Source organism: Kineococcus sp. NBC_00420 (assembly GCF_036021035.1).
GTDB lineage: Bacteria > Actinomycetota > Actinomycetes > Actinomycetales > Kineococcaceae > Kineococcus.
This window is the reverse complement of sequence record NZ_CP107930.1, coordinates 1,571,440-1,593,188: the sequence shown is the minus strand read 5'-3', so window position 1 is coordinate 1,593,188 and position 21,749 is coordinate 1,571,440. Positions and strand designations below refer to the sequence as shown.

Below are 21,749 nucleotides of genomic sequence, written 5' to 3'. Positions count from 1 at the left end.
CCTCCAGGCGTCGTCCGGGACGTCAGCGTCCGGTTGCTCATCGGCCGGTTCACAAGGGGTTCGCCGTCTTGGCGTAGCTGCCCAGCTGCGACTTGATGGAGGCGAGGGCCGCCTCCGGCTTGGACAGGCCCTGGATGACCAGCCCGATCTCGGACCCGATGACGTTCTCGAAGTTCGAACCCGACCCCGAGTACCACGCGGGGGAGTCGTACTTCGCGTAGTTCGCGGCCTCCGCGTAGTCGTGCATCGGCTCGAGGTTCTCGTACTCGGAGCTGTTGAACGTCTCGGCGTACGCGGGGATGTGCCCACCGGCGGCCCAGGTCATGCTCTGGTCGAGCATCGACTTGACGAAGCCCATGGCGCGCTTGAGACGGTCCTCGTCCCGGTCCATCTTGGGGAGGATGAACGTGTGCGAGTCCGCGTGGGCCGCGGGTTCGTCGTAGAGCGTGGGGAAGGCCGCCATGCCGAACGTGAGCCCCTCGATGCCCTGCGCGGTGGTGACCTCCCACTCGCCGTTGAGGAAGAAGCCCGACTTCCCGGTGAACATCGAGGACTCCGCGCCCGCCGTGTCGGCGTTGGAGGGCATGAGGCCCTTCTCGGCCCAGGACCGGATCAGCACGAGGACGTCGTGGAGGATGCCCTCGTCGTAGCTGAGCCTGGTGCCCTGGTCGGAGAGGAACTCCGGGGCACCGGTGGTCTGGAAGTACAGGGTGTTGACCATGCGCCAGCAGTTCGAGTTGTCCCCGACCGACCCGGTGGTCATGCCCCACTGGCCGCTGGCCTCCTTGGCCGCGGTCATCGCGGCCTCCCAGCCGTCGGTGCCCTCGATCGGCTTGAGCTTCCCGTCGGAGTCGACCAGGCCGGCCTTGTCGAGGACCTCGGTGTTGTAGAACACGACCCAGGGGTGGGTGTCGAGCGGGAGCGCGTAGGGAACGCCGTCGACCTTGACGGACTCCCAGGCCTTCTCGGTGAAGGAGTCGGCCGTGAGGCCGCCGGCCGCGAGCACCTCGTCGGTGATGGGGGAGAGTAGACCGGCCTCGGCGAGGTTCGCCGCGCGGGTGGCGTGCGAGACCGCGACGTCCGGCGGCTTGTTGCCCAGCGTCGCCAGGGTGACCTTCGAGTAGTACGGGTTGCCCCACGCGAAGGTCGCCGCCTCCAGGGACTTCTCGCTGCCCTGTTGCTTGCGGTACTCGTCCTCCATCTGGATCATCCGGGCGCCGTCGCCGCCGCCGAAGAGGTTCCAGAACTGCGTGGTTCCCGGCGCGAGCTCGCTGCCGACGAGACCCGCCGACAGGGCCGAGCCGCAGCCGGAGGTGCCGGCCACGAGGCCGAGCCCACCGGCGGCGAGGCCGCCGCGCACCAGGCTGCGCCGGCTGAGGGCACCCCGTGCCGGGGGTGTCGGGGGATGACTGTTCACTCGAGATCCGTCCCTGCCGTCGTTGGCGGTCGTGGCAGTGCGGCCCGGACGCGTGAGCGCCAGGAACCGCACCGTCCCGTTCAGTGCTGCGGAACTTAGCACGCCGTTTGCAACGCTGCATAGACCTTCGGGAGACCCGCCTTGCAACGATGCACAGGACGGCGTGGCGCGGTTGCCGGAGAGCCTGGCGACGGGGCAGAGTGGGGCCCGCACCGCTGGCGCGTCGTGCCCCCGGGAACGCTCCGGACGCCCGCCGATCGCGGCCAGCGACCTCCAGGCAGCAACCCACTGAGGAGAAGCTCGTGCCCGAAGACCAGACCACCGCCGTCGTCGTCGGAGGACCGGTTCCCCGTCCGGAGTACCCGCGGCCCTCCGTGGTCCGCGCCGACTGGATCACCCTGAACGGGACGTGGGGGTTCGAGGTCGACGCCGGCGACTCCGGCCTCGAGCGCGGACTGCTCGGACGCGACCTGGCCGCGACGATCACCGTGCCGTTCGCCCCGGAGTCCGAGCTCTCCGGGATCGCGAACACCGACTTCATGGCGGCGGTCTGGTACCGCCGTGAGGTGAGCATCCCGCCCGCCTGGGCCGGACGTCGCACGTTGCTGCACTTCGGGGCCGTCGACCACGACGCCACGGTGTGGGTCGACGGCGAGGAGATCGTGCGCCACCGCGGCGGGTTCACCCCCTTCACCGCGGACCTCGGCCACCGCAGCGGCACCGTCACCGTCGTCGTCCGCGCCCGCGACGACCACCGCGGCCCGCAGGCCCGCGGCAAGCAGTCGACGCGCTACGACAACTACGAGTGCCTCTACACCCGCACGACGGGGATCTGGCAGACCGTGTGGGCCGAACCGGTCGCCGACGTGTCGCTGGGCCGACCCCGGATCACCCCCGACGTCGCCGGTTCGACGTTCCACCTCGAGCAGCCGTTGCGGCGCACGGGGACCGGGTCCGTCGGTGACCGCGCCGGCTGGACCCTGACGGCGTCGGTGCGCGACGCCGCCGGGGAGGTCGTCGGCGCCACCGTGCGCGCCGACCTCGACCTCTCCCCGCGGCTCACCCTCGTGGTGCCGAGCGACCGCGTCCGGCTCTGGTCCCCGGAGGACCCCCACCTCTACGACCTCACCGTCACCCTCACCGACGCCGCGGGCGAGGTCGTCGACACCGTCGAGACCTACGCCGGGCTGCGCTCGGTCAGCATCGACGGCAAGGCCGTCCTGCTCAACGGCCGGCCGGTCTTCCAGCGCCTCGTCCTCGACCAGGGCTACTACCCCGACGGCCTGATGACCGCGCCCAGCGACGAGGCGCTGGTCAGGGACATCCAGCTCGCCCTCGACGCCGGGTTCAACGGTGCCCGCCTGCACCAGAAGGTGTTCGAGGAGCGCTTCCTCTTCCACGCCGACCGCCTCGGCTACCTCGTGTGGGGGGAGTTCGGCGACTGGGGGGCGATCGAGGAGGGCAGCAGCGTCCGCGGCGAGCACCAGCAGCCGACGTCGAACTTCGTGTCGCAGTGGCTGGAGGAGCTGGAGCGCGACTACTCCCACCCCTCCATCGTCGGCTGGTGCGGGCTCAACGAGACCCGTCAGCCGCTCACCGACCGCGGTCAGGTCCTCGACGACGTGACCCGGGCGATGTTCCTGGCCGCCAAGGCCATGGACACCTCGCGACCGGTGCTCGACACGTCCGGCTACTCCCACCGCGTGCTCGAGTCCGACGTGTGGGACTCGCACAACTACACCCAGGACCCCGCGAAGTTCGCCGAGGAGGTGTCCGGGCTGCCCCAGGACCGTCCGCACACCAACTACGGCGGCCACGAGGGCGACTACGGCGTCGAGGGCATCCCCTGGTCGCTGCCGTACCAGGGCCAGCCGTGGTTCTGCAGCGAGTTCGGCGGGATCTGGTGGCGTCCCGACGTCGCCGCCAGCAACCCCGAGGTCGACCGGGGCGCGACCTCGTCCTGGGGCTACGGCGAGCCGCCGCGCACCGAGGAGGAGTTCCACCACCGCTTCGAGGGGCTGACGGGCGTCCTGCTCAACGACCCGCTGATGTTCGGCTACTGCTACACGCAGCTGACCGACGTCTTCCAGGAGCAGAACGGCGTCTACTCCTTCGACCGCAGCGACAAGCTCGACGTCGCCCGCGTCCGCGCCGCCCAGCAGCGACCCGCGGCCATCGAGAAGCTCTGACCCCGTTCGATCGGCGATCTTCCTGGACTTCCCGGGGAGGTCGCCGATGAGGAGGGGTGACGCGGACTCTCCGTCACCGAGAGTCATCTAGAAGACTCCGGACGGGGGTACCCCGGGCGGTCGCTGTCGTGACACCGACCCGAGGACGATCACTAAGGGGTGAAGAACCCTCGTGCTCGACTCGTCGCCCCGCTGCTGGCCGCGCTCGTCGCGCTGCCCTGTGCGGGTGTCGCCCAAGTGGTCACGGCCTCGTCGGCGTCCGCAGCGGCGCAGGTCCTCACCCCCGTGGTCTCCGCCACCACCCAGCAGCAGCAGATCCTCGACGGGCTCAACCGCGAGCGCGCCAAGGTCGGCGCGCCCGCGGTGACCCTCGACCCGACGCTGGAGACCGTCGCCCAGAACTGGGCCGACGTCCTCGGGCAGGGCGACGGGATGAAGCACAACCCGAACCTCTCCACGCTGCTCTCGGACTTCCCGCGCTGGGGCGAGATCGTCGCCACGGCGGACATGGGCAACGCCGACACCCACGGCCTCGAGAACGGCGACCTCGCCGTCGACACCTGGATGAAGTCCGACCCGCACCGCGCCGTCCTGCAGGACGGGCAGTACAACACCGTCGGCATCGGGCTGGTCTACACCACCCTGTACTCCGGTGGCCGGACCGTCTGGCGGTCCTACTGGGTCGCCGACTTCGGCTCGCCGCGTCGCACCCCGCTGGTGACCGCGAACACCGACGGTTCGCGCAGCTACGTGGGGATCCCCGTCAAGGGCGCGATCCTGCAGTCCTACGGGGCCACCGGGGCGAACTCCGGTTTCCTGGGCCTGCCGATGTCGCGCGAGATCGGTCCCCTGCGCGACGGCGGGTACGCGCAGAGCTTCGCCGGCGGGTCGATCTACTGGAACCCCGCCACCGGCGCGCAGGTCGTCCGCGGCGCGCTGCGCGACCGCTGGGCCTCCCTCGGTTTCGAGAACTCCTGGCTGGGCTACCCGACGGGTGCGGAGTTCGCCGTGCGGAACGGGTTCGCGCAGCGCTTCCAGGGCGGGATCGTCTACTGGTCGCCCGCGACGGGGGCCCAGGCCCTCGGTGGTGCGCTGCTCGACGCCTACGGCGCGACGGGGTACGAGAACGGCGCCCTCGGGTTCCCGACGTCGACCGCGATCGCCCTGCCCGCCGGTTCCTACGCCGCCTTCCAGAACGGTTCGCTCTACTCCAGCGCGGCCGGCACCCACGTCGTCGCCGGTGCGGTCCGGTCGGCCTGGGGGGCGCAGGGCTGGGAGGGTGGGACGCTCGGCTACCCGAGTTCGAACCTCTTCGGCGGCCTCGTCGGCGGCGGCTCCGGGCAGCACTTCACCGGCGGCTCGATCTACTCCAGCCCCGCCACCGGTACGCACACCGTCCCGACCGCCGTCCGCGCCGTCTGGGCCGCCCGCGGGTGGGAGACCGGTGCCCTCGGCTACCCCGTCTCCGAACCCCGCGCGGTGTCCGGCGGGCTCCAGCAGGACTTCCAGGGCGGCACGGTCACCGTCGCCACCGGGAAGACCGCGGTGGCGTTGCACTCGGTCGCCCGGGGAACGCGCACGCTGTAGGTCGCACGCTCGATCGCCTGCGAGGAACGGGTGGGGCTCGCTACGGTTCGATCATGGACCGTGTCGCGTCGGCGCCCACCCGAGCATCCCGGCGCGGTCGGGGCGTGTTCCGGGTGCAGGCAGCGGGGCCGGTGGCCCTGCTCGCCCTGCTGGGTGCGCTGAGTTCCTGTTCTCACGACGACGCACCGAGCACCTCTTCGGCCGACCTCGACGCGGTCACCACGATCGTCGACGACGCGGCGCTCGCCGCAGGTGGCCCGTCGATGGGAGGCGCCGCCGGTGACGCGCAGACCGACGGCAGCGTGTCCCTGGGGCTCACCGCGAACAGCACCGTCCGCGCGTTCTACGCCTGCACCGGCGGGGGCAGCGTCGAGCTGAACCTCAACGGCACGGAGGAGGACCTGGACTGCGACGAGAAGACCCACGAGATCGAGGAGTTCCTCGTTCCCGACACCGGATCGGTGGTGTTCAGGGCGAGCAGGCCCAACCGCGTTCCCTCCGCGTGGGGTGTGGCGTTGGTCTCCACCTGAGCGGGAGCGGCCCCCACCGGGTGCCGGGGACGTCGGGTGCCGGTGGGGGAGTAGCGTCCGGCCCATGGAGTACCGACGACTCGGAAGGTCGGGGCTGCGGGTCTCGACGATCACCATGGGGACGATGACGTTCGGTGGACAGGGAGGTTTCGCCGCCGTCGGGAACACCGACGTCGCGCAGGCGCGCCGCCAGGTCGACCTGGCCCTGGACGCCGGCGTGAACCTCTTCGACACCGCGGACGTGTACTCCGACGGTCTCAGCGAGGAGATCACCGGTGAGGTCCTCGAGGGCCGCCGCGACGACGTCCTGCTCGCCACCAAGGCCCGGATGGTCGTGGGCGCCGGACCCAACGACGGCGGCGCCTCGCGCTACCACCTCGTCCGCTCGGCCGAGCGGAGCCTGAAGCGGCTGCGGACCGAGCACATCGACCTCTACCAGATCCACGAGTGGGACGGCCAGACCCCGCTGGAGGAGACCCTCGAGGCCCTCGACACGTTGGTGCGCTCGGGCAAGGTGCGCTACGTCGGTGTCTCCAACTACGCGGGCTGGCAGCTGATGAAGGCGCTCGCCGTCTCCGACGCGCACGGCTACCAGCGCTACGTCTCCCAGCAGATCCACTACACCTTGCAGTCACGCGACGCCGAGGACGAACTCATCCCGCTGACCCTCGACCAGGACCTCGGGGTCCTCGTCTGGAGTCCGCTCGCGGGCGGGTTGCTGTCCGGGAAGTACCGGCGCGACGTCACCGCACCCGCCGGTTCGCGACACCTGGGTGAGTGGAGCGAACCCCCCGTCCACGACGAGGGGAAGCTCTACGACACCGTCGACGTCCTCGTCGAGGTCGGAGCGGCGCACGGGGTCTCGGCCGCGCAGGTCGCGCTGGCCTGGTTGCTGGGACGAGCCGGCGTCACCTCGGTCGTGATCGGTGCCCGCACCGAGGACCAGCTGGTCGACAACCTCGCCGCGGCCGACCTCGTCCTCACCGAGGAGGAGCGGGCCCGCCTCGACGCGGTCAGCGCCGTCCCGCTGCGCTACCCGCACTGGCACCAGGCGGCGACGGCCGCGGACCGGCTCTCGCCCGCCGACCTCAGCCTGCTCGCCCCGCACCTCCCGGGCTGACGTCCGACGCGGTCCCCGCGGTGTCGGCGTGCCGCGGGGACCGCGTCCCCGTACCATTCGTCACGGATTCGCACCGCCCAGACCTCGCTGCGCGAACCGCCCCGCCGTCGACCGACGCGACGGGGACGGCTCCAGTGGAGGACGCACGAGGATGCACGACGCTTCGCCCCGCGGTGCGCGGACACAGGTCGAAGACCGCTACGAGACCCACGACGACGTAGAGACCCTGCGCAACGAGCTGACTCAGCTGCGGACCGCGCTCACCCGACGACCGGTGATCGACATGGCGAAGGGCGCCATCATGGCCCTCACCCGGTGCGACGACGACACGGCGTTCAAGCAGCTGTCGCAGGTCTCGCAGACCCACAACGTCAAGCTGTTCGACCTCGCGAGCGCACTGCTCGCCGACCTGCGGGGCGAGTCGTCGGGCAGCGTCGACACCCAGCAGCTCGTGCAGCGGACGTGGACCCGCCGCTGAGGTTCCCGGCCGGTCAGGCCTGGCCGGCCCGCGCGTCGGCGCCCACCCCGCCCGGCGTGGCCCCGACGACCTCGGTCGCCACGTCGAGGAGGCGACGGCGTTCGCTGCGGGCCTGCGTGCGCAGGAGACCGAACGCCTCGTCGGGGTGGATCCGGTGCCGTTCGGCGAGGACACCCTTCGCCTGCTCCAGCACGACGCGGCTCTCCAGCGCGGCCTGGAGCTGGTCCCGCAGCCGTTCGCCCTGCGCACTGGCCTCCAGCTGGCTGATGCCGACGGCCGCGAAGGACGCCATGGCGTGCGCGACGTCCGTCTCCACCGTGGAGTAGGGACCCTCGTGGTCGCGGAACAGGTTGAGGGCGCCGATGGTGCGTCCGCGCAGCTGCACCGGCACCGCGTGGACGGACACGATGCCGTGCTCGCTCGCAGCCCGCGACCAGACGGGCCACCGGTGGGCCAGGTCGGCCGCGTCCGGGGAGACCACGGGCGTGCCCGAGCGGTGGCAGTCCAGGCAGGGACCCTCCTCGGTCTCCAGCTGGAGGAGCTCCACCACCCGCGCCTCGCTCGAGGACGCCGCCAGCAGGCCCAGCCGGCCCGTGCCGTCCTCCACCAGGAAGCCCACGGCGCTCGCCGAGAGCAGCGTCGCGCAGTGCTGCACCACGCGGTGGGCGAGGTCGAGCGGGTCGCCCCGCTCGGCGAGGACCTGCGCGACGTCGTCGACCGCGGCTGCGACCGCCTCCGCACGAACCTCCACGTGGACCTCCTCCGAGTCGACCTGCACCGCTGGCGGTCACCTGCGGTGACTGCCAGGGTGACCGGGTGTCCGGTGCCGAACTCGCACGATCCTTCCACGACGAGGTGGTGGCACCGCTGCTGCGACGGGAGTTCCCGGCGGCGTCCTGGGTCACGGGCCGCTTCGGCGGGGGCTCCGACGTCCTCCGTCTCGACGACGAGGTCTCCACCGACCACGACTGGGGACTGCGGCTCACCGTCCTCACCGCCGCGGCGACCGACGCCGCCGACGTCGCGCGGTTCCTCGAGGAGGACCTGCCGGAGGAGTTCCACGGCGCTCCCGTGCGGTTCCCGACCACCTGGGACGCGGCCGCCCGGCACCGCGTGGAGGTCGCCCCGCTCGCGGAGTTCGTCGCCGGCCGCCTCGGGGTCGGGCCGGAGGACCCCTGGTCGGTCACCGACTGGCTCGCCTTCACGGGACAGGCGGTGCTGGAAGTCGTCGCGGGACCCGTCTTCGCCGACGACGAGGGCCGCTGGGCGGCGTTGCGCGACCGGCTCCGCTGGTACCCCGACGACGTGTGGCGCCACCTCGTGGCCTGTTCGTGGAAGCAGCTGGAACAGGAACTGCCCTTCGTGGGACGGGCGGGTTCCCGCGGTGACGACCTGGGGTCGCGGGTCGTCGCGGCCCGGCTCGTCGACGTCGCGGTGCGCCTGGGTCTGCTGCTCGACCGGGTCTGGGTCCCCTACCCGAAGTGGATCGGGACGGTCTTCGCGCGGTCGGTGTCGGGACGGACCGGGTCGCAGTTGACGGCCTGCTTGACGGCCCCGGAGTGGCGTTCGCGGGAGGCCGCCCTGTGCCGGGCGCTGGAGGGGTTGCGCGAACGGCAGCGCGAGGTCGGTCTCCCCGTCGCCGACGTCGCCACCGGACGGTTCCACGACCGGGAGTTCCAGGGGGTCCCGGAACGGGCGAGCGAGGTGGTCCTGGAGACCGTCGAGGATCCGCGGGTGCGGGCTCTGCCCGTCGGGGTGGGGTCGGTGGACCAGTGGGTGAGCTCGGTCGACCTGCTGGTCGACACCACCCGGCGGAGGTCCGCGCAGGCCGCGGTCGCGGGCCGCGCGTCGTCCGTGCGCGGGGACACGACCCCCGCCCCCTGACCCGGGTGGTAGGACGGAGGGGTGTTCTCCTCCGACCCGGGCGCGGCCCGCTCGATCCTCACCGGCCGCCTGAGCCAGAGCGGCGAGACCCTGCTGGCGGAACTCCCGTTGTCCGGCGGGGCGCTGGGCGGAGCGGGCGCGCTCGCCGTCACCGCGCAGTCGGTGTGGCTGGCCCAGCCGCAACTCGTGGGCGCTCCGTCCGTCGCCTCCGTCCCGCTCTCCGACGTCGGACGGGTGGGCTTCCGGGCACGCCCGGTGTTCGGCGGACTCCGGGTCACGCTGGAGATCGCGGGTCACCCCGTGAAGCTGACCACCTCCGCCGCCGAGGACGAGGTCAGCGAGTTCCTGCGGGTCCTCGAGGCTGCGCGCACCTGAACCGGCGTCAGAACCTCGCCGTCGAACCGCGGACGACGAGTTCCGTCGCCAGTTCCACGTGGTGGGAGTCGAGCTGCTCCCCGTCGGCCATCCGCAGGACGGTGCGCAGGGCGACCCGGCCCATCTCGCGCAACGGCTGGCGGACGGTCGTCAGCGGGGGAGCGGCCATCGGGGCGAGCTCGGTGTCGTCGAAACCCGTGACGGAGAGGTCCTCCGGGATGCGCAGACCGAGGATGCGCGCCGCCTCCATGACCCCCAGGGCGATGGAGTCGCACCCCCCGACGACGGCGCTCGGCCGGTCGGGCAGGGCCAGGAGCTCGGCGCCGAGTCGCCGGCCGGCGTCGTACTGGAAGTCCTCGTTGCGGATGTGGTTCTCGGCGGGGACCAGGCCCGCGTACTCCATCGCGGCGCGGTAGCCGTGCAGCCGGGCCTGGTTGCACGACGCGGCCGGGGGACCGCCGACGTAGGCGATGCGCCGGTGTCCCTGGGCGATGAGGTGGTTCGTCGCGCTCATGCCCCCGGTGAAGTTGGTGGACCCGACGCTCGCGACCTCGGTGCGGGGCAGGTTCAGCGGGTCGATGACGACCAGCGGGATCTTGACCGCCGCCAGGGCGTCGACGTGGGCCCCGGTCAGCTCGCCCGTGACGACGATGACGCCGGTGCGGCCCGACGCGGCCAGGGAACGGGCCCACGACCTCGGCGGCACGGTGAAACGGCCGTTGCGCCGGTCCCGCAGGACGCCCACCACGATCGAGGCCCCCTGTTCCGCCGCCGCCTGCACGACCCCGTCGACGACCTGGGTCGCGTAGGAGGAGAAGTCACCGTCGATGAGGAACTCGACCGCCCTGGTCGTCGCGCTCGCGCGCCGGCCCGACGGGGGGTTGTAGTCGTGGCGCACCAGCAGGTCCTCGACGATGGCCCGGGTCTCGGCGGAGACGTCGTCGCGGCCGTTGACCACCTTCGACACGGTGGCGATCGACACGCCGGCGCTCGCGGCGATCGTGGCCAGCGTGGTCTTGTCCCTGGGGCTGTCCCGGGTGCGTTGCGGGTGGTCCAGCACGGGTCCTCCTCGACTCGGTGGTGAGGTGACTGTACGAGTGCAAGAGCCCCCGGCGCCAGCCCTTCTCGAAAAGTTTCGTGATGCGATCGCAACCTCGCGCCCCTACTGCGGCAGCGGAAACAGCACGAACTGGTCTCGAGTTCACCGACTCGCTTGACCGAGCCCCGATCGTCCTCTTATCGTTCCGGTCAGACGACGTGGTCGAAAGCTTTTCGATCATGTTTCGGCACTGGCCCACCAGGGTCTGGTGCCCGGAGCAGCCGCAGGGACGCGGCTCGGCACATCGGAGATCAGAGTGGATCACAACCGGACTTCGCGTCGGTCCTTCATCGCCCTCGCCACCGCGACCCCCCTCGTCGCCACGGTCCTCGCCTCGTGCGGCGACTCCGGCCCGGGCGCGGCGAGTTCCGACGGAGCCACCGACTGGATCCTGACGGGCGCTCCGAAGGAGAAGATCCGTCAGACCGCCGTGGACGACTGGAACAAGGCGCACTCGGACCAGAAGATCACCACCAGCGCGTTCCAGAACGACGCCTACAAGGCCAAGATCAAGACCGCCATCGGCGCCGGTCAGGCCCCGACCATCATCTTCGGCTGGGGCGGCGGCACGCTGCGCAACTACGCCGAGTCCAAGCTGGTCGACGACCTGACCCCGTGGCTGACGGAGAACCCCGACGTCAAGAGCCGCCTCTTCGACGCCGCCTTCGCCGCCGGGACCGTCGACGACAAGGTCTACGGCCTCCCCACCGAGACCGTGCAGCCGCTGGTGTTCTTCTACAACAAGAAGCTCTTCAAGCAGATCAACGCCGAGCCGCCCACCACGTGGGACGAGCTCATGGCGCTGGTGCCGAAGTTCAACGCCGCGAACATCGCCCCGATCTCCCTGGGCGGGCAGTCGCGCTGGACGAACATGATGTGGCTGGAGATGCTCTTCGACCGCATCGGCGGCCCCGAGCTGTTCGAGTCCATCTACAACGGCACGCCGAACTGGACCGACCCCTCCGCGATCGACGCCCTCACCAAGGTGCAGGACCTCGTCAAGGCCGACGGCTTCATCAAGGGCTTCGCGTCCATCACGGCCGACTCCAACGCCGACCAGGCGCTGCTGTACACCGACAAGGCCGCCATGATGCTGCACGGCACCTGGACCTACGGCGGCATGAAGACCGACGGCGGCGACTTCGTCTCCAGCGGCAACCTCGGCTACGTGAACTTCCCCGCCGTCACCGGTGGCAAGGGCGACCCGACGAACACCTTCGGCAACCCCGCGCAGTACGTGTCGATCTCCTCCAAGGCCACCCAGAAGGCCAAGGACATCGCGCTGGCCTTCTTCAAGAGCGGCCTGCTGCAGGACAAGGAGGCCGAGGCCTACATCACCGAGGCCGGCGAGGTCCCGATCGTCAAGGGCATCGACTCCAAGTTCTCCGGCATGGACGACGAGGAGTGGCTGAAGTTCACCTACGACCTCGCCACCAACGCGCCGTCGTTCGCGCAGTCCTGGGACCAGGCGCTGTCCCCGACCGAGGCCGAGACCCTGCTGGACAACATCGAGAAGCTGTTCGGCCTGGCCATCACCCCGCAGGAGTTCGCGGCGAACATGAACGCGGCGATCGGCTCGTGAGCACGTCCGTGAGCACGGCCCCCAGCACCACCCCGGCGAAGATCACGCCCTCGGCCCACACGTCGACGGGTCGACTGGGGTGGCTGGTGCTGCCGGCGTTGCTGTTCTTCGTCGTCTTCGCCGTGGTTCCCCTGATCGGGGTGTTCGTCCTCAGCTTCACGTCGTGGGACGGCATCGGCGCGATCTCCTTCACCGGGCTCAAGAGCTGGACCGCCGTGCTCACGGACCCGGGTCTCCCGCACGCGCTGTGGGTCACCTTCTTGATCATCGTGCTGTCCTGGATCGCGCAGACGCCGCTGTCGATCCTGCTCGGCGTCTTCATCTCCGGGCACCAGAAGTACCGGGCGGTGCTGGCGGTGCTGTTCTTCCTGCCGCTGCTGCTGTCCGCGGCGGCGGTCTCGATCGCCTACAAGGCGCTGCTCGACCCGAACTTCGGTCTGGGCCCGGGGTTGAAGCTCGGGTTCCTGACCCAGGACTGGCTGGGCAAGAGCGCGCTGGCCATGGGCGTCGTGATCTTCATCATCGCCTGGCAGTGGATCCCGTTCCACTCCCTGATCTACCAAGGTGCGATCCGCCAGATCCCGACCTCGATGTACGAGGCCGCCCAGATCGACGGTGCGGGTCGGGTGCGTCAGTTCTTCTCCATCACGCTGCCGCAGTTGAAGAACACGATGATCACGTCCTCCACGCTGATGATCGTCGGCTCGCTCACCACGTTCGACCTCATCTTCGTCCTCACCGGCGGCGGACCGAACGACGCGACCCGCGCCCTCGCCCTGGACATGTACCTGACCGGTTTCCGGGCCAACCAGATGGGCCTGGCCTCGGCCATCGCCGTCATCCTCGTCGTGGTCGGCCTCATCCTGGCGCAGGTCCTCCAGCGCCTCGGTGGCAAGGAACGCAACTCCCAGCTGGAAGGTGCCTGACCGATGGCGACCGAAACTGCGACGCGCCGGACGGGTTCCTCCCGCTCCGCGGGGGCCTCGGCCAACGGCACCACCGCCCGCAAGAACTGGTTCGGCGGCGCGTTCGGCTGGCTGTGGCTGCTGATCGTGCTGATCCCGATCTACTGGATCGTCATCACGAGCTTCAAGAGCTCCGCCGGCTACTTCGGCACCAACCCGCTGCTCCCGTCGGGGTCGCCGACGCTTGACAACTACAAGCTGGTGCTCGAGAACGACTTCGCCCGCTACTTCGCGAACTCCGTCATCGTCACGGTGGGCGCGACGATCCCCGCGGTGCTCATCTCGTTCATGGCGGCGTTCGCGATCGTCCGGGGTGCCGGCCGCTGGCTCAAGGCGGTCAACGCCCTGTTCCTCATGGGTCTGGCCATCCCGCTGCAGGCGACGATCATCCCGATCTACCTGATCATCATCAAGTCCGGGATGTACAACTCCCTCGGCGCGATCATCCTGCCCTCGATCGCCTTCGCCATCCCGCTGACCGTGCTGATCCTCAGCAACTTCGTCCGCGACGTGCCGAACGAGCTGTTCGAGGCCATGCGCATGGACGGTTCCAGCGAGTGGGGCACCATGTGGCGCCTGGCCTTCCCGCTGACCCGCCCCGCGCTGGTCACGGTGACGATCTACCAGGGCCTGCAGATCTGGAACGGCTTCCTGCTGCCGCTGATCTTCACCGACCGGGCCGACCTGCGCGTCCTGCCGCTGGCGCTGTGGACCTTCCAGGGTCAGTACAGCGTCAACATCCCCGCGGTGCTCGCCTCTGTCGTCCTGACGACCCTGCCGATCCTCGTGCTCTACATCGTCGGGCGTCGTCAGCTGCTCTCCGGCTTGACCGCCGGCTTCTCCAAGTGATCCGAAAGGTTCTTCCGTGACTCGCCAGGCTCTCGTCGTCCGCGGCGGCTGGGACGGGCACTCGCCCGTCGAAGCCACCGACCTCTTCATCCCGCACCTGGAGGCGAACGGTTTCACCGTCCGCGTCGAGGACCTCGGGACCGAGATCGGTGGCAGTTCCCCCAGCACCCCGAAGGTCTACACCGACGCCGACTACCTCGCCACGGTCGACCTCATCGTCCAGTGCAACACCATGAACTCCATCGAGAAGGCGGAGTTCGAGGGGCTGCAGAAGGCCGTCGAGGCCGGTACCGGTTTCGCCGGCTGGCACGGTGGGATCGCCGACTCCTACCGCAACAACTCCGACTACCTGACGCTGGTGGGCGGGCAGTTCGGTTGCCACCCGGGCAAGCACCCCGACGAGCGCGAGGGTGGCCCGCAGGACAACTACATGCCCTACCGGGTCAACATGGCGCCCGCGGCGGCCTCACACCCGATCACCGAGGGCATCGAGGACTTCGACCTCGTCACCGAGCAGTACTGGGTGCTGTCCGACGACTACATCGACGTCCTGGCCACCACGACGCAGGCCGTGCGCGAGTGGGACGCCTGGAACCGCCCGGTGACCTCCCCGGCGGTCTGGACGCGCCAGTGGGGCAAGGGCCGGATCTTCGTGGCCACCCCCGGCCACGACCCCGAGACGCTGAAGAACCCCAACGTCAAGACGATCATCGAGAGGGGCCTCTTGTGGGCAGCCCGCTGAAGGTCGGCGTCGTCGGCGCCGGTGTCATCTCCGCCCAGTACTCCGCGTCGCTGAAGAAGCTGCCGCAGCTGCAGATCACCGCGGTCAGCGACTTCGTCCCCGAGCGTGCGCAGGCCCTGGCCGACGAGCACGGCGCGCAGGTGCTGTCGCTGGAGGAGTTGCTGGCCTCGCCCGAGGTGGACGTCGTCCTCAACCTCACCCTGCCCCGCACGCACGCCGAGGTGGCGCTGCAGGCGATCGCCGCGGGCAAGCACGTCTACGGCGAGAAGCCGCTGGCGATGACCGTCGCCGAAGGGCGCGAAGTCGTGAAGGCCGCCGCCGCGGCGGGGGTGCGCGTGGGCTGCGCCCCGGACACCGTGCTCGGCACCGGGGTGCAGACGGCGCGTGCGCTGGTCGACGCCGGTGAGATCGGGACCCCGTTCGCCGCGACGGCGTTCATGACCACCCCCGGTCACGAGCGCTGGCACCCGCAGCCGGACTTCTACTACCAGCCCGGCGGCGGCCCGCTGCTGGACATGGGCCCGTACTACCTGACCTCGCTGGTGCACCTGCTCGGCCCGGTCGTCCGGGTCGTCGGCGCGTCGGCCCGTCCCTCCCAGAACCGGACCATCGGTTCCGGGCCGCGGGCGGGCGAGTCGTTCGACGTCACCATCGACACCCACATCACCGGGATCCTCGAGCACGCCTCGGGTGCGCTGTCGACGCTCATCATGAGCTTCGACACCTGGGCGGCCCGACTGCCCCGCATCGAGGTCCACGGGACCGGCGGTTCGATCTCGGTGCCGGACCCGAACATGTTCGAGGGTGCGGTGGAGCTGTTCTCCGCCGCGTCCGCCCCGGCTCCGGGCTCCGACGCGGCCCCGGACGCGAACTGGAAGGACGTCGGCGTGACCGCGGGCTTCCTCGACTCCGGTCGGGGCTACGGTCTGGCCGACCTGTCGCTGGCCGTGGCCGAAGGGCGTCCGCACCGCGCGAACGACGAGGTCGCCCTGCACGTCCTCGAGATCATGGAGTCGGTGCAGCAGGCCGCGGACGGGAACACCTCGGTGACCCTGACCACGACGTGCGAGCGCCCCGAGGCGATCAGCTCCCCGGTCGACCTCACGAACTGAGCAGTTCCCGCACGGCCGCCGCCGCGGCCGGGTCGAAGAGCATCGTGGCGTGGTTCGCCTCGACGCGCTCCCACGTCAGGTGGGGGACGACCCGGTTGCCGGCGGCGATCGCGTTTCCGGAGAGGAACGCGGGTCTCGTGTCGTCGGCGCCGTGCGCGGCGGCGACGAGGTGGACCGGTGCGCCGGCGGCCGCCAGGAGTCCCAGGTGCGGTGCGCGGGTGAGGCTGTCGACGGCGTCGGCCACGAGCCGACGCGCGTCCAGGTTCGGCCGGAACGCCTGACCGCTGGGCCGCAGCACCGCCTCCGACCAGGCCCGGAAACCCGTCCGCAGGTCCGGCCGGTTCGCCGCAGCCTTCCCCTCGGCGACCGCCGTGTAGGCGTCGACGTCGGGGAAGTCCCGGACCAGGCGCCGGGTCTGCACCCCGAACACCCCTCGGACGACGAGCGGTTTCAGCAGCATCGACGGTTCGGGCGCGACCCCACCGTCGAGCAGCACCGTGGCGACCACCCGCTCACCCAGTCCCTCGACGACCAGCGGCGCGAGGAACGCACCCATCGAGTGCCCCACGACGACGACGCGGCGCAGGCCCAGCTCGTCGACGCTGCGCACGACCTCCCGCGCCAGACCGGCCAGGCCCGGTCCCGCGGCCGCCGCGACCGAGAAACCTCGTCCGGGCAGGTCGGGAGCCACCACGGGGACGTCGAGACGGTCGGCGAGGTCCGCCCACACCGCGGAGGTGCTGGTCAGCCCGTGCAGGGCCAGCACGACGGGTCCCTCGGGTGCGGGGGTCCCCCAGCTGCGGACGGCGAGACCAGCGACCTGTGCGAGAGCCATCGCGCCACCGTACGACTCAGACGTCCGGGGCCAGCAGGGCGGCGGTCTCGAGGAACGGAGCGGCCAGGTCCTCCGCACCCAGCGAGCGTGCGTACAGGCCGGTCGAGACGCGCTCGAGGAAACCCCACTCCCAGACGGCCTGCGGGTCCTGACCCGACTCCGTGGCCAGGGTCCGGCAGTAGCCGCGGAGCAGGTCCGCCGGGTCGCGCGCGACGAACAGCTGCGGGCACCAGTCGCGCAACGCCACCCCGGGGTCGTAGGCGGGATCGCCCGTGAAGCCGTCGGGATCGACGAAGACGACCCCGAGTTCGGCGCCGCGTCGAGGTTCCGGGACGGTCAGCGTGTTCGCCGGCGCCGGGTCCCCGTGCACGACGAGGGCGTGCTCGGGGTCGAAGGCCGCCGAGCGGCGCCGGGCGAACTCGAGGGCCCGCTCGAGCGCCGGGCCCTCCCACCTGTCGACGCGGTCCTCCACGAACTCCAGCAGACCGGCCGCCTTGTCGAACGGTGTGTCGTGGTCTCCGGGGCGCTGCCACGCCGTCGGCAGCAACCGTCCCAGCCGCTCGAGCTGCTCGCGGACCGGTCGTCCCGCCGTGGCCAGCGACGGCCCGAGGTGCTCCAGCAGCATCGCCCGCTCATCGTGGCGCAGCAGGCGCACGTACCCCGCCCCGTCGGCCCGGGTCAGCACCCGCACGACGCGGTCGTCGGACAGACCCGGGACGGGGACCTTGAGGACGACCGTCGTGCCGTCCTCGGTCAGCGCGCGGGTGACGAACGCGCCCGTCCCCCCGGCCAGCGCCTCGGTGACCCGGATCCGCCAGCGGTCCTCGAGCTCCGCGACGAGGGCCGGGAGCGCGGCGACCCAGTCGCTGCCCTCCCGGCCGGACTCGAGGGCACGAGCGACGACGACGTCCGGGATTTCCACGTCCACGATCCTGCCCGACGTCGGGACTGGTTCACGCCGCCACCGCCCGGTCGCTCGCCACCGGAGCTGGTCCCGCCGTTCTGCCGGTTCCCTCCGACACGACGACCCGGCCCGCGGGGGGACGGGAAACGGCGTGGACCGGCCCGCGCCGACGTCGTAGCTTGGGCAGGTGGACGAGGTCGTGTCGCACGTCGAGTTCCGGGTCGCCGTCGAGGAGCTCGGGATCGGACGGCTGCCGACCGTGGAACCCGTCGTCGACGGTGTCCCGTTCCGCGAACTCGTCGCCTCGGACCTGCACGCAGGGTTGGCCGATCCCGGCGTCCGCTGGCCCGCACAGCACTTCCTCGGTGAGCCGGTCCTGGGCGCGGGTGGCCGGACCGGCATCCTCGGCTGCACCTGCGGCGACTTCGGGTGCGGGCCGTTGACCGCCGAGGTCACGGTGACCGACGCGAAGGTCACCTGGTCGGAGTTCCGCGGCACACCGGACGACGGGGACCTGGGCGCGGTGCGGTTCGTGTTCGCCCGCCGTCAGTACGAGTCCGCGTTGCGGGCCACCGCGCTGTGACCGTCCGCCGCACCGTGGCCGTCCGTCTCGCGGAACCCGACGACTGGGACCTGCTGCCCGCGGTGGAGCGGGCCGCGGACGGACTGTTCCGCGACCTCGGCGTCGAGCTTCCCGACGACGTCTCCTCGGTGGAGGAGCTGCAGGCCGCGGGGTTCGTGCTCGTCGTCGGCACACCGCCGGTGGGTTTCGCGCGGGTCGAACGGGTCGACGGACTCGCGCACCTCCAGCAGGTGTCCGTGCACCCCGACGCCGCTCGGCACGGGGTGGGGAGTTCTCTGCTGGCGGCGGTCCTCGACCGGGCCGCCGCCAGCGGGTTCACCGGCGTCACGCTGACGACGTTCGCCGACGTCCCCTGGAACGGGCCGTTCTACCGTCGTCGAGGTTTCGCGACCATGTCCGACCCCGGGCCGGAACTCCTCGGGCACGTGGCGGCCGAAGAACCGCTGACCCGGTTCGGGCGCCGTGAGGTGCTGGTCCACCCGATCCGGTGAGTCAGTGGTCCAGGCAGAGGCAGAACGGGTGGCCGGAGGGATCGGCGTAGACCCGGAAGCCGGGGTGGTCGCCGTCGTCCTGGACGGGGGTCGCGCCGAGGGCCAGGGCGTGCGGTTCGGTGCTGTCGTAGTCGGCGACCAGGAGGTCGAGGTGGAACTGCTGGGGAACCTCGCCGGCGGGCCAGGTCGGCGGGACGTGGTCGGGGGCCAGCTGGAACGCCATCGGGGCGCCGCCGTCGCCGCGGATCGTCACCCAGTCGTCGGCGGTGTCCTCCGGGTCGAGCTCCCAGCCGAGCAGGCCCGCGTAGAAGGTGGCGAGGCCACGGGGGTCGGGGGTGTCCAGGACGACCATGCCGAGGCGGATACCGGTGGTGTCGGTCATGCGCCGAGCCTGACGCGACGGGGGCGGGCCTGTCCAGGGACGTGTTGCCGCCGGAGGTCCGCCCCGGCAGGGTGGGGGGCATGGACGATCCGGACGTGGCGACCTCGGCGGGGGAGGTCTCGTGAGGTGGGTCGTCCTGCTGCGCGGGGTGAACGTCAACGGCGTGACGATCAAGAGCGCGCCGCTCTCGGCCGCACTGGGCAGGGCCGGTTTCACCGGGGTCCGTTCGGTGCTCGCCAGCGGCAACGTCACGCTCGTCGCGCCGGCGCAGGACCGGGAGACGGTGAAGGGGCAGGTCGAGGAGGCGCTGCGAGACGCGTTCGGCTACGACGCCTGGGTCGTGGTCCTGACCCCGGACCGCCTGGCGGAGATCGCTGCGGGGTACCCGTTCGTACGCCACGACGACGTCGACCACCCGTACTGCGTCTTCGCCTCGGACCAGGGGCAGCTCGCGGAACTCGTGGCGTCGCACACCGCGAACGAGCAGGAGTCCGTGGCGCTGGCCGGCGACGTCGCGTACTGGCGCTGCCCCCAGGGCTCGAGCACCGACACCCCGTTCGCGAAGCTCGCTGCGGCGAGGCGGTGGAAGCCGGTGGTCACCACGCGGAACCTGCGCACGGTCGACAAGCTCGTCGCCGTTTCGAGCGACGGCCGGTCGTGACCCCCCTCGACCCCGACGACCCCTACGCGGGACTGCGCAACGAGACCCCGACGGAACGGATGGACCGGAACTGGGTCGAGCTGCTGCAGGAACTCCGCGTCGTCCAGACCGGCGTCCAACTGCTCACGGGGTTCCTGCTGACGCTGCCGTTCCAGTCCCGGTTCGAGTCGCTGGACCGCTACCAGCTGACCGTCTACGTCGTGGTCCTGCTGCTGGCCGTCACGGCCGTGGTCCTGTTCATCGCCCCCGTCGGCTACCACCGGGCACTGTTCCGGCAGCGCTCGAAGGATCGTCTCGTCGCGGCGGGCACCGCGTTCGCGAAGGCCGGGCTGGCCACGGTGGGGGTCGTCGTGTCCGGCGGGGTGCTGCTGGTCGCGGACGTGATCGGCGGCCGCGTCGCCGGCTGGGCCGCCGGCGGCGTGGTCGCCACCCTCATCGTCGTGTGCTGGTACGTGTTGCCGCGCAGGGCGTTGCGTCAGGTGCTGACGGCTCGCCAGGGTTAGGCCAGCGCCGCTGCGAACTGCGGGACGAGAGCGTTCACGCCGTAGGGCACGGACAGGACGCTGTTGTAGGTCATGGCTCCGCGTTCGTCGACGTTGGGCAGCACGAGCCCACCGCGCCGCACGACCGGCAACTGCTGCAGGACGGGGTCGGCCTGCACCTCCGCGCGGTCGGCGTCGTCGGTCAGCACCACGAGCAGGTCGGCGTCGAGCAGGTCCAGACGCTCGGCGGAGAGGTCGATGAAGAAGCTGTCCCCGGTGTCCAGGGCGGCGACCGCCGGGGGCAGGACGAAACCCAGGTCGGCCATGAAGGCCCCCCGGGCGTCACCGGGCGTGAACACCCCGTACCTGCCCTGGTAGGGCAGGGCGACGAGGGCCGTCCGGCCGGCGAACTCCGGGTGGGCGGCCGCGGCGTCGGTGAAGGCCGCGTCCGCGGTGTCGACGAGAGCCTGTCCCGCCTCGGTCCGGCCCAGGGCGGCGGCGATGGTGAGCGTGTTCGCGCTGCGGTCGGTGCCGTAGTCGGTGCTCCCGACGGGCCGGGCCAGGACGGGGGCGATCCGGGAGAGCTGGTCGTACAGCGCCTGGTCGATGCCGGAGACGAGCGCGAGGATCAGATTCGGTCGCAGCGCCGCGATCTGCTCGACGCTGAACTCGGTGTCGGAGTCGATCTTCACGAGGTCACCCGTGAGCAGGTCCGCGGCCCAGGGGCCGAGGCCGGTCTCGGGGTAGAAGGTGAAGCCCGTGTTGGTGAGCGGTTGTACGCCGAGGGCCAGCAGCGGGTCGGCGTCGGTGACCCCCAGCACCGCGACCCGGGTCGCGGGGGCCTCGACGACGGTCTCGCCGAAGGCGTGGCGGTAGCGGAACGGGAAACCGGCTGCGGCGGAGGCGGGTTCAGCGCCGTCCGCGGTGGACTCCGACGACCCGCACGCGGTGAGGGTGGCGCCGGCGATGCTCAGGCCGGCGCCGGCGAGCAGGCGGCGGCGGTTCAGGAGGAGAGACACAGCATGAGCTTAGCCTAGCCTCACCGGGGTGGGCGACGCATGATCACGTCAACGCCGTCCACGTGGTCCTCGACGAAGCCGTGCCGCTCGTAGAGGCGGCGGGCACCGCTGCCCACGAGGACGTCGAGGAGCAGGGTGGTGCCGTTCGTGTCGGCCGCGCGGGTCGTGTCCGCGAGGAGGGCGCCACCCCGCCCGGTTCCCTGCAGGGTCCGGGCGAGGTAGAAGTGCTCGATCCAGGTGCCCTCAGGGCTCGGTCGCACCGCGATCGAGCCGAGGATCCCGTCCGGGCCACGGAGCACCCGGGTGAACTCCGGGGCGAACGCGCTCAAGAAGTACGCGCGGGCACGGGTCGCGTCGAAACGCCCGACCCGTTCGAGGCTCTCGCGCAGCACGTCCACGCGGAGTTCCGCGATCGACGGGCCGTCGTCCCGATGGGCTGGTTCCCACTGCACGACGAGGAAAC

General features: G+C 71.3%; 24 protein-coding genes. 16 read left to right on the top strand and 8 right to left on the bottom strand.

Going from position 1 to position 21,749, the window contains the following annotated elements:
- Positions 1 to 49: 49 nt before the first annotated feature.
- The gene (locus tag OG218_RS07730) at positions 50 to 1,417 is read right to left on the bottom strand and encodes an extracellular solute-binding protein (RefSeq protein ID WP_328292629.1); all 1,368 of its coding nucleotides are present in this window, start codon (positions 1,415 to 1,417) and stop codon (positions 50 to 52) included.
- Between the two features lie 302 nt (positions 1,418 to 1,719).
- Between OG218_RS07730 and OG218_RS07725 the strand changes: the two genes are divergently transcribed.
- The 5 genes from OG218_RS07725 to OG218_RS07705 all read left to right on the top strand — a co-directional run bounded on the left by OG218_RS07725 (position 1,720) and on the right by OG218_RS07705 (position 7,321).
- Positions 1,720 to 3,606, top strand: coding sequence for a glycoside hydrolase family 2 protein (locus tag OG218_RS07725; protein WP_328292628.1), 1,887 nt, complete (start codon positions 1,720 to 1,722; stop codon positions 3,604 to 3,606).
- A gap of 159 nt (positions 3,607 to 3,765) precedes the next feature.
- Positions 3,766 to 5,193 carry a CAP domain-containing protein gene (locus OG218_RS07720; RefSeq protein WP_328292627.1) on the top strand — a complete coding sequence of 476 codons (1,428 nt, stop codon included), beginning with the start codon at positions 3,766 to 3,768 and terminating at the stop codon, positions 5,191 to 5,193.
- 53 nt (positions 5,194 to 5,246) lie between these two features.
- Complete coding sequence (locus OG218_RS07715; protein ID WP_328292626.1) at positions 5,247 to 5,723, top strand: hypothetical protein; 477 nt, start codon at positions 5,247 to 5,249, stop codon at positions 5,721 to 5,723.
- 64 nt (positions 5,724 to 5,787) lie between these two features.
- Positions 5,788 to 6,843 (top strand): aldo/keto reductase, encoded by a 1,056-nt coding sequence (locus OG218_RS07710; RefSeq protein WP_328292625.1) that lies wholly within the window; start codon positions 5,788 to 5,790, stop codon positions 6,841 to 6,843.
- 151 nt (positions 6,844 to 6,994) lie between these two features.
- Positions 6,995 to 7,321 carry an ANTAR domain-containing protein gene (locus OG218_RS07705; RefSeq protein WP_328292624.1) on the top strand — a complete coding sequence of 109 codons (327 nt, stop codon included), beginning with the start codon at positions 6,995 to 6,997 and terminating at the stop codon, positions 7,319 to 7,321.
- Positions 7,322 to 7,334: 13 nt separating this feature from the next.
- On the opposite strand, the gene OG218_RS07700 is transcribed toward OG218_RS07705, so the two are convergent.
- Positions 7,335 to 8,072: a GAF and ANTAR domain-containing protein gene (locus tag OG218_RS07700; RefSeq protein ID WP_328292623.1), complete on the bottom strand. Its 738-nt coding sequence runs from the start codon at positions 8,070 to 8,072 to the stop codon at positions 7,335 to 7,337.
- Between the two features lie 65 nt (positions 8,073 to 8,137).
- Here OG218_RS07700 and OG218_RS07695 point away from each other — a divergent pair, with 65 nt between their 5' ends.
- Together OG218_RS07695 and OG218_RS07690 are read left to right on the top strand one after the other, a co-directional pair.
- Positions 8,138 to 9,205, top strand: coding sequence for a DUF4037 domain-containing protein (locus OG218_RS07695; protein ID WP_328292622.1), 1,068 nt, complete (start codon positions 8,138 to 8,140; stop codon positions 9,203 to 9,205).
- A 21-nt stretch (positions 9,206 to 9,226) separates the two neighbouring features.
- Positions 9,227 to 9,580 (top strand): hypothetical protein, encoded by a 354-nt coding sequence (locus OG218_RS07690; RefSeq protein WP_328292621.1) that lies wholly within the window; start codon positions 9,227 to 9,229, stop codon positions 9,578 to 9,580.
- A gap of 7 nt (positions 9,581 to 9,587) precedes the next feature.
- Here the strand turns inward: OG218_RS07690 and OG218_RS07685 are convergent, their stop codons facing one another.
- Positions 9,588 to 10,640 carry a LacI family DNA-binding transcriptional regulator gene (locus tag OG218_RS07685; protein ID WP_328292620.1) on the bottom strand — a complete coding sequence of 351 codons (1,053 nt, stop codon included), beginning with the start codon at positions 10,638 to 10,640 and terminating at the stop codon, positions 9,588 to 9,590.
- Positions 10,641 to 10,935: 295 nt separating this feature from the next.
- Here OG218_RS07685 and OG218_RS07680 point away from each other — a divergent pair, with 295 nt between their 5' ends.
- From OG218_RS07680 to OG218_RS07660, 5 genes are read left to right on the top strand one after another with little or no spacing between them, the layout of a single operon-like run.
- On the top strand, positions 10,936 to 12,261 hold the full coding sequence (locus OG218_RS07680) for an extracellular solute-binding protein (RefSeq protein WP_328292619.1): 1,326 nt from the start codon (positions 10,936 to 10,938) through the stop codon (positions 12,259 to 12,261).
- 41 nt (positions 12,262 to 12,302) lie between these two features.
- Positions 12,303 to 13,187 carry a carbohydrate ABC transporter permease gene (locus OG218_RS07675; protein WP_380162413.1) on the top strand — a complete coding sequence of 295 codons (885 nt, stop codon included), beginning with the start codon at positions 12,303 to 12,305 and terminating at the stop codon, positions 13,185 to 13,187.
- Positions 13,188 to 13,190: 3 nt separating this feature from the next.
- Positions 13,191 to 14,075, top strand: a complete 885-nt coding sequence (locus OG218_RS07670) for a carbohydrate ABC transporter permease (protein ID WP_328292617.1) — start codon at positions 13,191 to 13,193, stop codon at positions 14,073 to 14,075.
- A gap of 16 nt (positions 14,076 to 14,091) precedes the next feature.
- Entirely contained in the window at positions 14,092 to 14,817 is a 726-nt protein-coding gene (locus OG218_RS07665; protein ID WP_328292616.1) for a ThuA domain-containing protein, read from the top strand.
- A complete protein-coding gene (locus tag OG218_RS07660) occupies positions 14,802 to 15,929 on the top strand; it encodes a Gfo/Idh/MocA family protein (RefSeq protein ID WP_328292615.1) in 1,128 nt (375 codons plus the stop codon). Before OG218_RS07665 ends, OG218_RS07660 begins: the two co-directional genes overlap by 16 nt.
- On the opposite strand, the gene OG218_RS07655 is transcribed toward OG218_RS07660, so the two are convergent.
- Together OG218_RS07655 and OG218_RS07650 are read right to left on the bottom strand one after the other, a co-directional pair.
- Positions 15,919 to 16,764, bottom strand: a complete 846-nt coding sequence (locus OG218_RS07655) for an alpha/beta fold hydrolase (protein WP_328292614.1) — start codon at positions 16,762 to 16,764, stop codon at positions 15,919 to 15,921. The two genes, OG218_RS07660 and OG218_RS07655, sit on opposite strands and share 11 nt — an antisense overlap.
- A 16-nt stretch (positions 16,765 to 16,780) precedes the next feature.
- Positions 16,781 to 17,686 (bottom strand): aminoglycoside phosphotransferase family protein, encoded by a 906-nt coding sequence (locus tag OG218_RS07650; RefSeq protein ID WP_328292613.1) that lies wholly within the window; start codon positions 17,684 to 17,686, stop codon positions 16,781 to 16,783.
- A gap of 169 nt (positions 17,687 to 17,855) precedes the next feature.
- On the opposite strand from OG218_RS07650, the gene OG218_RS07645 reads away from it, so the two are divergent.
- Complete coding sequence (locus OG218_RS07645; RefSeq protein ID WP_328292612.1) at positions 17,856 to 18,251, top strand: hypothetical protein; 396 nt, start codon at positions 17,856 to 17,858, stop codon at positions 18,249 to 18,251.
- A 14-nt stretch (positions 18,252 to 18,265) separates the two neighbouring features.
- A complete protein-coding gene (locus OG218_RS07640; protein ID WP_328292611.1) occupies positions 18,266 to 18,742 on the top strand; it encodes a GNAT family N-acetyltransferase in 477 nt (158 codons plus the stop codon).
- 1 nt (position 18,743) lies between these two features.
- Here the strand turns inward: OG218_RS07640 and OG218_RS07635 are convergent, their stop codons facing one another.
- A complete protein-coding gene (locus OG218_RS07635; protein ID WP_328292610.1) occupies positions 18,744 to 19,124 on the bottom strand; it encodes a VOC family protein in 381 nt (126 codons plus the stop codon).
- Positions 19,125 to 19,245: 121 nt separating this feature from the next.
- Here OG218_RS07635 and OG218_RS07630 point away from each other — a divergent pair, with 121 nt between their 5' ends.
- A complete protein-coding gene (locus OG218_RS07630; RefSeq protein WP_328292609.1) occupies positions 19,246 to 19,785 on the top strand; it encodes a DUF1697 domain-containing protein in 540 nt (179 codons plus the stop codon).
- On the top strand, positions 19,782 to 20,288 hold the full coding sequence (locus OG218_RS07625; RefSeq protein WP_328292608.1) for a DUF6328 family protein: 507 nt from the start codon (positions 19,782 to 19,784) through the stop codon (positions 20,286 to 20,288). The genes OG218_RS07630 and OG218_RS07625 overlap by 4 nt, the downstream gene beginning before the upstream one ends.
- On the opposite strand, the gene OG218_RS07620 is transcribed toward OG218_RS07625, so the two are convergent.
- Positions 20,285 to 21,286, bottom strand: coding sequence for an ABC transporter substrate-binding protein (locus OG218_RS07620; RefSeq protein ID WP_328292607.1), 1,002 nt, complete (start codon positions 21,284 to 21,286; stop codon positions 20,285 to 20,287). The genes OG218_RS07625 and OG218_RS07620 overlap by 4 nt on opposite strands.
- A gap of 20 nt (positions 21,287 to 21,306) precedes the next feature.
- Entirely contained in the window at positions 21,307 to 21,738 is a 432-nt protein-coding gene (locus OG218_RS07615; RefSeq protein WP_328292606.1) for a GNAT family N-acetyltransferase, read from the bottom strand.
- Between the last annotated feature and the right edge of the window lie 11 nt (positions 21,739 to 21,749).

What these genes read in the sequence shown, in the direction of transcription:
- OG218_RS07715 (WP_328292626.1), top strand. Translation starts at nt 5,247, where the DNA reads ATGGACCGTGTCGCGTCGGCGCCCACCCGAGCATCCCGGCGCGGTCGG.
- OG218_RS07710 (WP_328292625.1), top strand. Translation starts at nt 5,788, where the DNA reads ATGGAGTACCGACGACTCGGAAGGTCGGGGCTGCGGGTCTCGACGATC.
- OG218_RS07705 (WP_328292624.1), top strand. Translation starts at nt 6,995, where the DNA reads ATGCACGACGCTTCGCCCCGCGGTGCGCGGACACAGGTCGAAGACCGC.
- OG218_RS07670 (WP_328292617.1), top strand. Translation starts at nt 13,191, where the DNA reads ATGGCGACCGAAACTGCGACGCGCCGGACGGGTTCCTCCCGCTCCGCG.
- OG218_RS07655 (WP_328292614.1), bottom strand. Translation starts at nt 16,764, where the DNA reads ATGGCTCTCGCACAGGTCGCTGGTCTCGCCGTCCGCAGCTGGGGGACC.
- OG218_RS07635 (WP_328292610.1), bottom strand. Translation starts at nt 19,124, where the DNA reads ATGACCGACACCACCGGTATCCGCCTCGGCATGGTCGTCCTGGACACC.